Here is a 15,800-nt window from a genome sequence, read left to right as displayed (position 1 = left end):
GGAGTATGTTTTTGAAAGGAGAAAATTATGGAAGCTTTAAAGACTTTAATTCAGGATATGTTCCACAGAGATTGCAGTGCATGTACAGATCAGGAAGTATACGAAGCACTTCTTGCATATACCAAAAAGATGCTTGCTGCAAAAGGATATCACGATGGAAAGAAAAAAATCTATTATATTTCTGCGGAGTTTCTGATCGGAAAGCTTCTTTCCAATAATCTGATCAATCTTGGCATTTACGATGACGTTGCGGAGTTTTTGAGAGAAAATGGAAAATCACTTGCAGAGATAGAATCCGTAGAGCCGGAACCATCACTTGGAAACGGTGGCCTGGGACGTCTGGCAGCCTGCTTTCTGGACTCTATCGCGACGCTGGGTCTTCCCGGTGAGGGAATCGGACTGAATTATCATCTCGGTCTGTTCAGACAGGTATTTGAGGACAATCTTCAGCATGAGATGCCAAACCCATGGATTACGCCGGACTCCTGGCTGACTGCTACGGATGTTACTTATATGGTTCCGTTCAGAGGATTTTCATTGAAATCAACCATGTATACCATTGATGTTGCAGGTTACGAAAATAAAGCAATTCGCCTGAATTTGTTTGATATTGACCTGGCAGATGAATCCATGGTTCATGACGGAATTGCGTTTAATAAAAAAGATATTCTGCACAATCTGACCCTGTTCCTGTATCCGGATGACAGTGATGAGGATGGACGGAAACTTCGTATCTATCAGCAGTACTTTATGGTAAGCAATGCGGCGCAGCGGATTCTGGATGAAGCAGCGGCCAGAGGAAGCAACTTCCATGATCTGGCTGATTATGCAGTGGTTCAGATCAATGATACGCATCCAAGTATGATTATCCCAGAGTTTATCCGTCTGCTTGGTGAGCGGGGAATTGCATTTGAAGAAGCAGCAGAGATCGTTTCTCATGTATGTGCGTATACCAATCATACAATCCTGGCAGAAGCACTGGAAAAATGGCCGATTCAGTATCTGGAGGATATTGTGCCGCAGCTGGTTCCGATTATCCGCAGACTGGACGAGAAGGTGAAAGCAAAGTATCCGCAGGAAAATCTTGCTATTATCGACAGCAGCCAGTTGGTTCATATGGCACATATGGATATCCATTATGGATTTTCGATCAATGGTGTTGCGGCACTTCACACAGAGATTCTGAAAAACACTGAGCTGCATCAGTTTTATGAGATTTATCCGGAGAAATTTAATAATAAGACAAACGGAATTACGTTCCGCAGATGGCTGATGTATTGTAATCGTCCGCTTGCAAAATATATTACGTCTCTGATCGGAGATGGCTGGAAGAAAGATGCGGCACAGCTGAAGCAGCTGTCTGCTTTTGGGGAAGATCAGGACGTGCTGAACCAGTTGCTTGCAATAAAGGCAGATGCAAAGAAAATCTGCAAGGAGTTTGTCTTCGAAAATACCGGTATTGAGATTGATGAGAACAGTGTGTTTGATATCCAGATCAAGAGACTGCATGAATATAAACGGCAGCAGTTAAATGCGTTGTATGTTATTTATAAATATCTGGAAATTAAAGAAGGCAGAAAGCCGGAAAGACCGATTACCTTTATCTTTGGCGCAAAGGCAGCTCCTGCTTATTATATTGCCAAGGATATTATCCACCTGCTGTTGACGCTGGAGACTTTGATTCAGAATGATCCGGAGGTATCACCGTATATGAAGCTGGTGATGGTGGAAAATTATAACGTCAGTGCAGCTGAGAAACTGATTCCGGCCTGCAATATTTCCGAGCAGATTTCTCTTGCATCCAAGGAAGCCAGTGGCACCGGAAATATGAAGTTTATGCTCAATGGTGCAGTTACGCTTGGTACTATGGATGGCGCAAATGTGGAGATCAGCGATCTGGTTGGAAAAGAGAATATTTATATCTTTGGTGAGTCCAGTGATGAAGTAATCCGACATTATGAAAAGATGGATTATCATTCCCGTGCAATCTATGAGAGTGATGCAGATATTAAGAAATATGTAGATTTTATTGTCAGTGATTCAATGCTGAAGTATGGCAGGGAAGAACATTTGAGAAATGTCTACAATGAGCTTCTGAATAAAGACTGGTTTATGACGCTACTGGATCTGAAAGATTATATCAGAGTGAAAGATCAGGCATTTGAAGATTATGAAGACCGCACTGCATGGGCAAAGAAGATGCTTGTGAATATCGCACAGGCAGGATTCTTCTCTTCAGATCGAACGATTGAGCAGTATAATAAAGACATCTGGCATTTAAATTAAAACAACATGGGGTATCGTTTTGTTCGATACCCCATAAATTTTAGTGTCCTTTCATTTTGAAAGCGGCCTTACCATTTCGTTTTACATCATATAATGCTATATCTGCGCTTCTGCATAAGGAGATAAAGTCCTCTCCCTGCTTCGGGAATGCAGCACCTCCTGCACTGGCTGACAGTTCGATGGCTTCACCGGAAGGAAGGTGCATATGAGCAACCTGTTCCTGAAAATACAACATATACTGCTGTGCAGATTCAGAAGAGGTATTCTTCAGATATACAACAAATTCATCGCCTCCGTACCGGCCCAGTATGGAGCCATCCGGAAAGCTCTTTTTCATGGCCCGGGCAAAGTGAGTCAGACAGAGATCCCCAACATTGTGACCGTACCGGTCATTGTAGTTTTTGAAATTATCTACATCAATAAAGATAAAGATGCCCGGTTTCTGACTGCGCAGTTCACTTTCCAGAGTTCGCTGGAAGGCTCTGCGGTTCATAAGACCGGTCAGTGGGTCGGTTGTCGATAATCCTATGTAACGTTTTTTCTCTTTTTTCTCCAGAAATACGATGGTCAGCATATACAGAATGGTAAAGCCAACCAGTATGCTTCCATAGATGCCGCCCCAGACGGAAAAGTTCTGAGTGATATTAGACACATTCCTGTTGGTCAGTTCAACGATGACATACCAGCCAGGCATATTGGTGATACTGCGGTAGGATATAGTGGATGCTTCGCCTCGGATCTCCGCTGAGAACCGTCCGTCTGGTTCTCCGGCCTGCATATCTTTGATCCATTGATGATAGGAATAGTCGCCTGTGTAACGGAAATACTTCTGCTGAAGAAGAAGGTTATTCCAGTTGCCTGCCATATCATAGCCTGTGCTGATGCAGGTAATAAAATTTTCGGAATCGGCTTTTAACAGATAGACGCTGATCTTATCACGAAGTAAATCGTACACGCCTAATTGTCTCAAATTTTCGATGGGTATGGACATAAAAAGTGTCTGTATTTTATCCGAATGACTGACAGGTACGAAGATAGTAAGAACCATATTACCTGTCTTGGTGGAACGATAAGGATCAGAAAAAAAGGGTTCTTTTGCATCCTTAGCAGTCTGATCCAGACATTTCTTCTGGATGTCAGAAATATCACAGGGATTTCCCAGAATCTTTTGATTTTTCAGAATCAGTCCAATATTGCAGAAAAGGGTTTGATCAAGATTATCCCGTAAATGTTGAAGAATCTCAGCTGGTTTTTGATCTTCCATGGATTGAATCATGGTAACATTTTCCTGTGCATAATTCTGAAGATATTCCATGGATGTATTCATTTTTTCTGCATACAGACCGGTAATCAGTTCCAGATGCTGAGTATTAAAGTCGCGTGCAATCTGGCTGAGGCGGAAGTAAGCTGATATAATAATGCCAAGACAGACAGTTAAATACAGCAGAAACAGGACTTTACTGATTTTGCGGTTTTTTCTTTGTTCCTTCATGAGACAGAATTCTCCATAAGATAGTTTTCGTCAATTAAAATAATATCCGTGTCAAAATACTTCTGACCAGATTCTTTTCCATCTATCAGATCGTTCAGAGAAAGAATCCCCTGATATCCCATCTCATCCTGCTTTTGCATCAGAGAAGCACCGTAAAAGTCCGGATTCTGAATAAACTGCCGGGTTTCATCTGCCAGATCAAAACCAACCATAACCACATCCGTTCGTTCTTGCTCGGTAAGTACATTTACGATACCTGTAGTAGAAGTATTGTTGCAGCCGAAGATGCCCTTCAGATCCTCATGCTTTTTCAGCAGTCTGGATGCATCGGACTGTGCCTTTAAGATATCTCCGCCATTAAGATAAATATCTTCAGCGATATTCCATTGCTGAGGAGCATAATTCGACCAGTAATCCAGAAAACCAGATATACGGTTTATCATGGCCTGAGAGGTATCGGAGGACAGCATAATACCGACTTCCAGATGATCAGTGACAGAGTTACCGGCGTCCTGCAGCAGAGAGAGCATCTTTTGAGCTGCCGTTTCACCGGCACTGACATTATTTGTCATATAACAGCGGCTGTAATCTTCACTGTTTATGGAAGAATCAATCAGAACCAGAGGGATCTGTTGCTCCATAGCAGTATGGCAGCTGTCCACAAGGGAAGAGGAATTGGCAGGAGCAAGCAGGATCCCATCAGCATTCTGTTCGACGGCCTGTTCCATCAGGGAAATCTGTCCGTCAATATCTGTTTCATTATCAATTCCACCGAGATAGATGGATGCATCAATTTCATCAGTTGCATCAGAAATTCCGGTAATTACTTTTTTCCAATAATCTCCATGGTAGTTTTTTAAAATAACGTAGATCTTTTTCTGACTTTCCGGATTGGAAAAGCAGGTATAGTCAACAATAGCAGATTCTTTCGTCGATGCTTTCGGGTCGAATCCGGAAGAACCGGAACAGCCGGTCAGCAGGGCAGAAGCGGCTCCGGCAGCCATCAGCAGGCAGAACTGTTTTTTATTCAAAAGTGTCTTAGCATTCATAATTCAGAAGCCTCGTATAATTAATCTAACTTTCCAGGGTATGTTGTGCCTGGAACAGTAAATGATTCAGGCTTCGCAATAAACTGTGCTTTTATTATAAGTGTAAGAGAATGGTATGTCTATATTAAAAACACTTCCAAAAACAGCTGTTATAAAAAATTGTTTTTTATAGGCAGACATATTAAAATAAGAGACAGAAATGGCCGGTATGTCTGAAAAGAAAACGAGAAGGAGGATGTCGATATGGAATTACGTCAGCTAAAATGTTTTCTTGCATGTGCCAGAAATCACTCTCTGACACTGGCAGCAGAGGAACTGTATACGACACAGCCTCATGTCAGTATGGTGATCAAATCCCTGGAGCAGGAGCTTGGAACGCCACTTTTTATCCGTAAATCAAAAGGGGTGGAGCTAACGGAGGCGGGAAAACGGATCTATTCTTATGCGGTAAATGCGGTGCGTAACGCAGAGGCTATTTCTGCATTAAGCAGTCAGAATGAGATTCCTTTTCTGCGTATTGTATCTAATTCCAGCAGTCATATGGCATTGCTCCTGACCCATTATTATCTTCAGCAAAAGGAAAAGCTGAAGATAGAATATCGAGAATGTGGAATTGAAGAGATGATGGAACGGGTATCGGAAGGAATGGATGATCTGGGATTTTTATTCGTACCGGACAACCGAAGGTCGGTACTGCGTCATATGCTGGAACGTAGGTTCCTGGAATTTATGCCACTTCTGACTACGGATCTGGTGCTTTATGTGCGAAAGGAACATCCTCTTTATGGGCGAAAAAGTGTCAGACCGGAAGAGTTGTCAGATTTGGAATTTATTCAGTTGGATGATGATTTTTTCTCGGTGGAAGCGATGTTGGAGGAGGTGCTGCCCTCAGGGAAACGGTACCACGATTTTCCAAAAGTGGTGACTACCAACAGCAGCAGCCTGATGATTCGTATGCTGGAAAATACCGATCTTTGTAATGTGGGAAGCTACTGGCTTAGTGAGATGTATCGGCAGAATGATTTTGGACGGATCAGGATCGAAGGGCTGGAACAGAAAATCCGGTTTGGTTATCTGAAATACCAGGGGCGTCCGTTGATTCCAGGATTAGTGGATTTTTTAAGTTTCCTGGAAGGAGCACTGGAAAAGGATCATGAAATGATATAATGATTTTTTATATCATAGATATAAAAATGTGAAAATATCCATAAATCTTCTGATATGTTATGCTTTAAATAACAAAGCGTGATGGAAAGCAAACATAAGGGAGGAGTTATGGGTATTTTTAAATGTAAAAATGCAGAAGTTCATATGGAACAGGGACCGATTGGGAGAACTTTGCTGATGTTTGCGGCGCCGATTCTGTTATCCCAGATTCTTCAACAGATGTACAGCATTGCAGACTGTATGATAGTAGGACATTTTGGAGGCGGAAATGGACTGGCGGCAGCAGGAGAGGCTGCGCTGATTCTTTCTGTGATTATTAATTTTTTTGTTGGATTTTCCACCGGAGTCAGTGCGGTGACGGCCGCTGCATTTGGAGGATTTCAGTATCAGAAGCTGAGCCGGATTCTTCATGCAGTAGTGTTGATGAGTCTGATCTCCGGAGCTGTTATGACAGTGGCCGGCATTGGATGTTCTGGAATTTTTTTGCAGTGGATTCATTGTCCGGAAGAAGTATTTTCCCCGGCACAGTATTATCTGCGAATTTGTATGATGGGCATTATTCCGCAGTTTATTTACAATATGGGAAATGCGATTCTGCGTTCCCTGGGGAATACCAGAGAACCCTTGTATTTCCTCACATTTTCATCGGGATTGAATCTGGTGTTGGATGTGTTATTTGTGATAGGTCTGGGAATGGGACTTCCGGGAGCAGGAGTCGCAACGGTGATTTCCCAGTGGGTGCTGGCTATGCTTATGATATGGAAAATGATCAGACTGGATGTCCGGTATAATCTGCAGATAACCAGACTGTTTGGCGACCTGAAAGAACTGCCGGAGATCATAAATACCGGATTGCCATCCGGAATGCAGGCAGTCTTTATGAGTATTTCCTCACTTCTGATTCAAGATAGTATTAATTCTTTTGGTGCAGATGCGGCAGCAGGGATGGTTGTGTTTGCAAGAGTGGAAGGATTCCTGTATTATCCTGCCTTCTCTTATGGAATGGCATTGACGGGATTTATCGGACAGAATTATGGAGCAGGAAAAATGGATCGTGTGCAGGAAGGCATGAAAAAAAGTATTCTTACCCTGAGTGCCTTCACAGTAGCAGCAGGAGGAATTCTTATGCTAGCAGCGCCGGTAATTCTGAAGTTGTTTACATCAGATCCGGAAATACTCAGAAACGGACAGCAGGCCATTTTGTGTATCTTTCCGTTCTATTTTTTATATGCAATCAATCAGGTATATATAGGAGGATTAAAAGGGCTGGGGCACACAGGATTTCCTATGCTGTGTTCTCTTCTTTGTTACTGTATTTTTCGGGTGGTATGGTGTCGGATCCTCCTTTTGCTGTTCTGGGATATTCGAGTGATTTATTTCAGCTATGATGTAAGCTGGATTATTATGATTGCATTACTGGTTTCTCAATATCAGAAAAATGTAATTCTATATGGGTTTGGATTACATTCTGTGTTAAGATGAAAGAAAAGTGCAGGGAAGGTTGCTACGCATGGCGTAAATGACAAAAATACAGTACGGAGGCGGGTATGAAGTTATTGAGTTATCATGAAAATGGGATCTACATTGTCTGGGGAGTTGATGAAAAGCAGGATCTTCGGCTGTTGCACGTGTCATCGCTGCCTTTTCAGAAAGAGGACATTAAAGTAGAATCCATGGATTATGGATTCCGATTCGTGGAGTTGCAGCTGTCTGGATTTGACCGGCCGTATGAACGGCACGGAAATAAATATATTGTAACAGCGCCGGGGTACCGCATGAAGTATGTCAGTCACAGTGAAAGTCGGAATGAAAATGGACTGCAGCTGCTTTTTGTGCTCAGAGACGATCTGACAGATGTATATGTAGATGCTTATGTGCAGTTCTATGATGGCCTGGCTATAGTACGTATGTGGCAAGTTATCCGAAATGAAGGCACAGAAACGCAGACGGTGGAATATATCTCAGGATTTAATTATGAAGGAATCGAGAAAGAGGGACTGGCCCCACGAGATGAGAAGATGCGTGTCTGGATTCCACATAACAGCTGGCAGAGGGAACTGAACTGGAAATGTTATACTTTGCCGGAACTTGGCATGGATCAGATTCAGCCGGAACGGATTCAGCGTTCATCTGGTATGATTCGGATTTCCAATACAGGAAACTGGTCTGCTAAGGAATACCTGCCAATGGCATATCTGGAGAATACCTGTGTGGGAACGGGACTCTTCTGGCAGATTGAGCATAACGGTTCCTGGCACTGGGAGATTGGGGATCAGAATGGACATCTTTATCTGGCAGTCAGCGGACCGAATGAGATCTATTCCCATTGGTTTAAAAATCTGACATCAGGAGAATCTTTTACTTCTGTTCCTGTGGCTGTAGGCGTGACAGGAGCACCGGAATGCGAACATGACGGACTGAATCAGGCAATAGATACACTGACAGCTTACCGCCGCAGAATCCGCCGGGAAAATGAAGACAATAAGAAACTTCCGGTAATCTTTAATGATTATATGAACTGTCTGTGGGGACATTCGACAGAAGAAGAAGAATACCCGCTGATTGATGCAGCAGCAGAGGCAGGATGTGAGTACTTTTGTATAGATGCCGGATGGTATGCCGACGGTGACTGGTGGGACAGCGTGGGGGAATGGAAGGAAAGTAAAAAGCGTTTTCCAGGCGGTGTCCGGAAGGTGACGGATTATATCCGAAGCAAGGGAATGATTCCTGGGGTATGGCTGGAGATGGAAGTCATGGGAATCTACTGTGATCTGGCGAAAGAGTTCCCGGATGAGTACTTCTTTGTGCGTCATGGAAAACGGGTTTATGATCGAAGCAGATACCAGCTGGATTATCGCAATCCGAAGGTACGGGAATATGCAGATTCTGTAATAGACCGTATCGTAAAAGAGTATGGCGTAGGCTATATAAAGATGGACTATAATATTGAACCGGGCATCGGTACAGAGATTGACACTGAGAGCATGGGACAGGGAATGCTGGAGCATGAACGTGCCTATCTGAAGTGGCTGGAAGGGGTATGGGCACGTTACCCGGATCTGATTATTGAAAACTGTTCCAGTGGCGGGCTGCGGATGGATTATGCCATGTTGTCCAGATATAGTATTCAGTCCACCAGTGATCAGGATGATTACCGTCTGTATGCGACGATTGCGGCGAATGCACCGACAGCGGTCACACCGGAGCAGGCAGCAGTCTGGGCTTATCCGATGAATCATGAAGAGGAGGTAAGCGAACGGGCGCTGCAGGAGGAAACAGTATTTAACATGGTCAATGCCATGCTTCTGCGTATTCATCAGAGCGGACATCTGGCAAAGCTGGATGAGATGCGTTTTGGACTGGTAAAAGAGGGCATTGAGGTGTATAAACGTATCCGCGGGGATATTGCAGCAAGTTTACCGTTCTGGCCGCTGGGACTGTCTTCCTTTACAGATGAATGGTCTGCACTGGGATTGAAGTGTGGGGAAAGGAGATATGTGGCAGTCTGGAGAAGAAAAGGACAGAAAGATACGGTAGATCTGCCGATACCAGGACTGAAAGAGAAAGTTGCAGTGGTAAACTGTATTTATCCATCCTATGCAGAAGAAAGGTTCACATGGAATGCGAATCAGGGCACTTTAACGGTGCAGCTGCCAGAAGAAAATACGGCGAGACTGTTTGAGATCAGAGATTAAGAAAATGGCTCTTCGAAAGAATCGACTTTCGAGGAGCCATTTGATTTTATGTCAAAGCAATTTCTGCGCGATAGCCTCGGCCGTGGCGGAACGTGCGGCAGCAGTGGCTTCCGGATTCTTCCGGCAAAAGCCGTAGAACAGACAGTCAATCAGCAGCATCTGTCCTACTTTGGCCGGGATAGAGCCGGACTGGAGCGGTCCTTCATTGTATCCGCACAGAAGAACCACGTCGGCAAATTCTGCGGCTCTGGAATTCGGATAGTGTGTAATCAGAATAACGGGAACACCGTGCATTTTGGCGGTCTGCAGGGTAGATTCCATATCTTTGGTAGAGCCTGAGTAGGAAAATACCAGAATCACATCTTTTTCAGTGGCCAGGGCAGTGGCCATGATCTGCATATGGGAGTCGGTAATCTGAATAAACTTGGAAGATGCAGTGGAAAAACGTGCCCAGGCTTCCATGGCCATTACCATGCTGCCTCCATGTCCAAAGCAGTATACTCGGTCAGCATTCACCAGAAGATCTACCGCCTGGCTGATGGTATTTTCATCCAGTAAGCCAAGAGTCTCATTCAGAGAAAGGACACTTGCCTGGTGGATTTTCTGGAAAATGCAGTTTAAGCTGTCATCGGAAGCAATGGACTGAGGTGAGTCAGACAATTCGCCCATATCTGTCACACGGTCTGTCTTGGCCAGAGCCAGCTTGAAATCATTGTAACCGGCAAGACCCAGACCATGACAGAAACGTGTAATAGAAGCCTCAGAGACGCCGCTGTTTTCAGCCAGAGTGGAGATCGAAAAATACTGTGCCTCCCCAGTATGTGCAAAAATGTAGTCTGCCAGTTTCTTCCCGGAACGGGTCAGAGAATGATACTGTGCAGTAATTGATTCTAAAATGTTACCTGTCAAAATCAATACCCCCTTTTGTAGAAGAATGGATGTTTGGTAATGTGGAAGCTCCCAGCATGCCGGCCTGATTGCCCAGAGTGGCTTTTTGGATTTTTACCTGACGGAAGCTGGACATCACAGACGGAAGAAGCAGCTCTTCGATCCTGGCCGGAATATAAGGCTGTTCCATAATACCTCCGCCCAGGATGATACAGGCTGGATTCAGCATATGGGTAATGGAAACCAGTCCATAGACAATCTCCTGAATCCACTGGTCTGTCAGCTGTCGAATCGGAGGTTCCTGAAAACGCTCAAAAAGCAGTTTGCCATTTGTAATAGATGGATCATAGGCTTGTGCTTTACGAATCAGTGCCGTGGTAGAAGCATACTTTTCGTAGCATCCGGAGAACATATCCATTTCTGGATGCCGGTCTTCCGGATGAAGGATCATGGCACCGAATTCACCTGCAGAGCAGGAACTTCCATGGTAGAGAGTTCCGTTTGTGAACATGGCACCGCCTACACCGGTACCATAGGTCAGGCAGACAAAATCGGATTCTCCACGTCCGGCGCCGTAAACGGCCTCTCCCAGAGCGGCAGCATTAACATCATTTTCCACATAGACAGGAACCTGAAAAGCAGATTCCATGATCTCACGTATGGGTGTGCCGATATATCCGGGAATGTTCTGATTGGCATATATAATGCGTCCGTGTACCGGATCTACCTGTCCGGCCGTGCTGATACCAATGGCAGAAAAATTGTATTGTTTCTTATAAGAAAAAATCACTTTCTTTGCGGTCTCCATGACATGTGCACCGCCCAGAGATGCCTGAGTAGCTGTTTCACGAATATCGTATAACTGATCATTTTCAAAAATGGCAGACTTAATAGCAGTTCCGCCAATATCCAGAACCATGGTTTTCATAGAAGCTGTTTCTCCCTTCTGTTCTGACAGAATATTTCTTCTTAATGATTACTATAGCATAAACTTTTTTGGATTTTCAAGAGAAAATGCAAAAGATTTTCAAAAATAAAAAATAATGAAAATTATTTTAAAAAATGTGTTGACAGTGGATAAAAAACCGGATATGATAGGACTATAAGAACTGGCGAGATTTCACAATCCCGGGAAGAAATCTCACAAAAAGATGTACAGCATATACATAAAAATATGGGTGAGCAAACGAAAAAACAAATAATATGCTGAACAGAAGCGAAAAAGAAAAAGCAAATCAGACAATATGATGGCGAAAAGAATTCGCCAGAAAGTGAGGGTTTTATTATGAAATTCCGTAAAGCGATGGCACTTGCGGTTGCAGCAGGTATGGTATTTTCTTTGAATACTGTGAATGTTTTTGCAGAAGGTGAAGCTACTGATATTACACTTTGGACTTATCCGGTAGGAAGCTGGGGAGATTCCGCAGTAGTAGACGGACTGATTGCAAACTTTAACGAAGCACATCCAGATATCAACGTAAAAGTAGAATATCTTGATTATACCAATGGTGATGACCAGATCAATACGGCAATCGAAGGAGGACAGGCTCCTGATATCGTTCTGGAAGGACCGGAACGTCTGGTAGCGAACTGGGGAGCAAAAGGACTGATGGTAGATCTGGCTGATCTGTGGACAGATGAAGCAAAAGAAGCAATTTATGATTCTGTAGAATCTGCATGCCAGAACAATGATGGTGTATTCTATGAATATCCACTTTGCATGACAGCACATACTATGGCAATCAACAGAGATCTTTTCGAAGCAGCAGATGCACTTCAGTATCTGGATGAAGAGACACATACCTGGACAACAGAGAACTTTGTAAAAGCAGTTCAGGCAGTTTATGACAACGGACAGCAGAATGTCGGCGCAGTATACTGCAGCGGACAGGGTGGAGACCAGGGAACAAGAGCTCTTGTAAACAACCTGTATGGCGGAACATTCACCAATGCAGAACATACCGAATATACAGCAGACAGCGAGGAAAATATCAAGGCACTGGAACTGCTGAAATCCATGGATGGAATCAACTTTGATGCATCTATTGCAGGCGGCGATGAAATCAACCTGTTCTGCAACGGAACACTGGGAATGGCTTTCTGCTGGAACATTGCTCAGGAAAAGAACAACGCAGAGAACATAGCATTTGACGTACTTCCTATGGCATTCCCTTCAGAAGATGGTAACCCACAGCTCTGTGGCGGTATCTGGGGATTCGGTATCTTTGATAACGGAGACGAAGCTAAGATCGAAGCAGCTAAGACATTTATCGACTTCATGGCAAATGATGAGACTCAGGCAGCGGAAAGCGTAAAAGCTTCCAGCTACTGGCCGGTAAAAGACCTTGGCAATATCTACGAAGGCGATGACCTGATGACGGAATACTCCGCATTTATCCCATACATGGGCGACTACTATCAGGTAGTTGGCGGATGGGCAGAAGCTCGTACCGCATGGTGGAATATGCTTCAGCAGATCGGTTCCGGCACAGATGTAACAGAAGCAGTGAACGAATTCGTTACAACAGCCAATGCAGCCGCTGCAGCAGCAAACTAATTTGAAAAAAACCGACTTTGTAAATGAAAGTCACGCACCCTTCCTGTATATTACGTGCGGGAAGGGTGTTTTTGGCTAAATCACCATAAGTAATAGGAGGAGATTACGTGTCAACGAAAAGCCGTATGTCAAAAGCTCTGGTAAGAAGAGAGACAATTGCCGGATACGCATTTATGCTCCCGAGTCTGATCTTCTTCCTTGGATTTGTTATCTATCCGATGATCCAGTGTATCATCACCAGTTTCTTTGATTCTACGATGAACAGGGAAGATATCTTTGTCGGATTTGGAAATTATATCGAATTGTTCCAGGATAAGGTGTTCCTGGGGGCTCTTAGAAATACTATTATTATCGTGCTGGTATCGGTACCTGTGGTATGTATTTTTTCGCTGTGGGTAAGTTCGGTGATCCAGAATCTGAGAGGCCCGCTGTGTTCTGTTTTCCGGTGCGTATTCTACTTGCCGGTGGTAACAGGATCTGTTGCGGTTACCGTAGTATGGAAATGGATGTTCAATAATTATTATGGAATTTTTAACTATGTAGGAAAAGCCACCGGACTGATTGAGCAGAACATCAACTGGCTGGGAGATGAAAAATATGCACTGGGATGTATTATACTGATTCTGCTTACCACATCGGTAGGCCAGCCAATCGTCCTGTATGTATCTGCACTGGATAATGTGGATCAGAGTCTTGTTGAAGCAGCAGAGGTGGATGGAGCCACCAGACTGCAGTGCTTCTGGAAAATCAAATGGCCGCAGATCAAGCCGACCACTCTGTATATTCTGGTTATCACGACCATCAACAGCTTCCAGTGTTTCGCATTGATTCAGCTGCTGACCAGTGGCGGACCAAACCACAGTACGGATACCATTATGTATTATATTTACCATACCGCATTTAAGCTGTACCGTTATGGATATGGAAATGCCATGGGCGTAGTGCTTGCACTGGCTATTGCGATTCTGTCCGGTATTCAGTTTAAGCTTGCGAAATCAGAATAGGAAAGGAGGAGAAGCAAATGAAAAGCAAAACAATGGGCGCAAAAGCCTATCGGATTTTTTCTTTGATTGTGATTACCATCATTGCAATTGGATTTGCATTTCCTCTGTACTGGATTATTACCGGATCCTTTAAGACCAGTATGGCAATCAATGCACCGTCACCACAGTGGTGGCCGCAGGAATGGGTTTCGACAAACTATGAAAAGCTGTTCAGCAGACAGACTGCACCGTTATGGGAACTGGCAATTCCATTTACTAAAAAGGTATTCGCTGGTCCTGTGGTTCCGGCAGCAGTACGCTGGCTGATAAATACTGTATTTATGGCAGTCGTATCCATGTTCCTGACCTGCTTTACCGCGGCTATGGCAGGCTATGCACTGGCAAAGAAACGTTTCATTGGACGTTCCGTAGTATTTACCTTAATTGTATGTGCCATGGCACTTCCAAAACAGGTTATTTTGATTCCATTATTACGTGAAATGTCAGCACTGAAGCTGTATAATACCATCTGGGCTGTAATTTTCCCGATCGTAGGATGGCCGTTTGGAATCTTTCTGATCAAGCAGTTTGCAGAAGGTATTCCGACAGAGATGATGGAGGCAGCTAAGATCGATGGGGCAAATGAGTGGAAAACTTTTGTATCTGTTGCATATCCGATGATCAAACCGGGTGTAGGTGCACTGGCCATCTTTACCTTTATCAATTCCTGGAATGACTATTTTATGCAGTTGATTATGCTCAGCAGTACCAGTAATCTGACGATTTCCCTTGGTATTGCCAAGCTGCAGGCGGAAAATGCCACAGACTTTGGTCTGATCATGGCGGGAGCTGCGCTGGCCGCAGTGCCGATCATCATTGTATTCCTGGCATTCCAGAAGTATTTTACAAAAGGTATTACTATGGGAGCTGTAAAAGGATAAGGTTGGGGAGTAACAGAAGGGAGTTGTATGTATGACAAAGCAGGAAATATTTGACAGTATCAAAGGCAAAGTAATTGTATCCTGTCAGGCAGTGCCTGGGGAGCCATTGTATGTGGAAGAAAAATCGATTATGTATCTGATGGCCAGAGCAGCGAAACGGGCGGGCACACCGATGATCCGTACCAGCAGTATTCGTGATGTGGTGGCAATCAAAGAAGAAACAGGCCTTCCGGTAATTGGTTTGATCAAGATCAATTATCCGGGATTCGAGAGCTTTATTACGCCGACCATGAAAGAAGTGGACGAACTGGCAGAAGTCGGTTCGGATATTATTGCACTGGACTGTACGGATATGAAGCGCGGGGATGGCAAGAGCATAGAAGAATTTATGACAGAAGTGAGAAAGAAATATCCGGATCAGATTCTGATGGCAGATATCTCTACTTATGAAGAAGGGGTTCGTGCGTGGAAGCTAGGCATGGATCTGGTGGGAACCACCATGAGCGGTTATACTCCATATTCGGTGAAGCTGAACGGACCGGATTATGAACTGGTAAAGAGACTGGCAGAAACGGTGGATATTCCGGTCATCGGAGAGGGAAGAGTCCATTCGCCGGAAGATGCGGTAAAGATGCTGGAAGCAGGCGCTTTTGCCGTAGTAGTAGGAGGAGCAATTACCAGACCGATGGAGATTGCCACCCGTTTTATCAAAGCTGTAGAAAATCGAGAATAGAGGAGAGGG

12 protein-coding genes are annotated in these 15,800 nt (G+C 44.1%); 8 read left to right on the top strand and 4 right to left on the bottom strand.

Annotated features, from left to right (window positions below; all coding sequences use genetic code 11):
* The first annotated feature begins 27 nt into the window (after positions 1-27).
* Positions 28-2,286 (top strand): glycogen/starch/alpha-glucan phosphorylase, encoded by a 2,259-nt coding sequence (locus H8716_RS09480; RefSeq protein ID WP_249308434.1) that lies wholly within the window; start codon positions 28-30, stop codon positions 2,284-2,286.
* 40 nt (positions 2,287-2,326) lie between these two features.
* Here H8716_RS09480 and H8716_RS09475 read toward each other — a convergent pair whose 3' ends face one another.
* Both H8716_RS09475 and H8716_RS09470 read right to left on the bottom strand, forming a co-directional pair.
* On the bottom strand, positions 2,327-3,778 hold the full coding sequence (locus H8716_RS09475) for a sensor domain-containing diguanylate cyclase (protein ID WP_249308433.1): 1,452 nt from the start codon (positions 3,776-3,778) through the stop codon (positions 2,327-2,329).
* Positions 3,775-4,827 (bottom strand): substrate-binding domain-containing protein, encoded by a 1,053-nt coding sequence (locus H8716_RS09470; RefSeq protein ID WP_249308431.1) that lies wholly within the window; start codon positions 4,825-4,827, stop codon positions 3,775-3,777. Before H8716_RS09470 ends, H8716_RS09475 begins: the two co-directional genes overlap by 4 nt.
* Positions 4,828-5,070: 243 nt before the next feature.
* On the opposite strand from H8716_RS09470, the gene H8716_RS09465 reads away from it, so the two are divergent.
* From H8716_RS09465 to H8716_RS09455, 3 genes are all read left to right on the top strand, one after another.
* Entirely contained in the window at positions 5,071-5,994 is a 924-nt protein-coding gene (locus H8716_RS09465) for a LysR family transcriptional regulator (protein WP_249308429.1), read from the top strand.
* A 108-nt stretch (positions 5,995-6,102) separates the two neighbouring features.
* Positions 6,103-7,476: an MATE family efflux transporter gene (locus H8716_RS09460; RefSeq protein WP_249308428.1), complete on the top strand. Its 1,374-nt coding sequence runs from the start codon at positions 6,103-6,105 to the stop codon at positions 7,474-7,476.
* 65 nt (positions 7,477-7,541) lie between these two features.
* Positions 7,542-9,689, top strand: coding sequence for a glycoside hydrolase family 36 protein (locus H8716_RS09455; protein WP_249308427.1), 2,148 nt, complete (start codon positions 7,542-7,544; stop codon positions 9,687-9,689).
* 51 nt (positions 9,690-9,740) lie between these two features.
* Here H8716_RS09455 and H8716_RS09450 read toward each other — a convergent pair whose 3' ends face one another.
* Both H8716_RS09450 and H8716_RS09445 read right to left on the bottom strand, forming a co-directional pair.
* Positions 9,741-10,598 carry a MurR/RpiR family transcriptional regulator gene (locus H8716_RS09450; protein WP_249308426.1) on the bottom strand — a complete coding sequence of 286 codons (858 nt, stop codon included), beginning with the start codon at positions 10,596-10,598 and terminating at the stop codon, positions 9,741-9,743.
* Positions 10,588-11,505: an ROK family protein gene (locus tag H8716_RS09445; protein ID WP_249308425.1), complete on the bottom strand. Its 918-nt coding sequence runs from the start codon at positions 11,503-11,505 to the stop codon at positions 10,588-10,590. Before H8716_RS09445 ends, H8716_RS09450 begins: the two co-directional genes overlap by 11 nt.
* 357 nt (positions 11,506-11,862) lie before the next feature.
* On the opposite strand from H8716_RS09445, the gene H8716_RS09440 reads away from it, so the two are divergent.
* The 4 genes from H8716_RS09440 to H8716_RS09425 all read left to right on the top strand — a co-directional run bounded on the left by H8716_RS09440 (position 11,863) and on the right by H8716_RS09425 (position 15,791).
* Positions 11,863-13,134, top strand: coding sequence for an ABC transporter substrate-binding protein (locus tag H8716_RS09440; protein ID WP_249308424.1), 1,272 nt, complete (start codon positions 11,863-11,865; stop codon positions 13,132-13,134).
* Between the two features lie 125 nt (positions 13,135-13,259).
* Complete coding sequence (locus tag H8716_RS09435; protein ID WP_249308468.1) at positions 13,260-14,138, top strand: carbohydrate ABC transporter permease; 879 nt, start codon at positions 13,260-13,262, stop codon at positions 14,136-14,138.
* A gap of 17 nt (positions 14,139-14,155) precedes the next feature.
* Entirely contained in the window at positions 14,156-15,058 is a 903-nt protein-coding gene (locus H8716_RS09430) for a carbohydrate ABC transporter permease (RefSeq protein WP_249308423.1), read from the top strand.
* Between the two features lie 31 nt (positions 15,059-15,089).
* A complete protein-coding gene (locus tag H8716_RS09425) occupies positions 15,090-15,791 on the top strand; it encodes an N-acetylmannosamine-6-phosphate 2-epimerase (protein WP_249308421.1) in 702 nt (233 codons plus the stop codon).
* Positions 15,792-15,800: the final 9 nt, after the last annotated feature.

The organism is Jingyaoa shaoxingensis, assembly GCF_014385005.1.
GTDB classification, from domain to species: domain Bacteria; phylum Bacillota; class Clostridia; order Lachnospirales; family Lachnospiraceae; genus Marvinbryantia; species Marvinbryantia shaoxingensis.
This window is presented reverse-complemented; position numbering and strand designations above follow the sequence as displayed.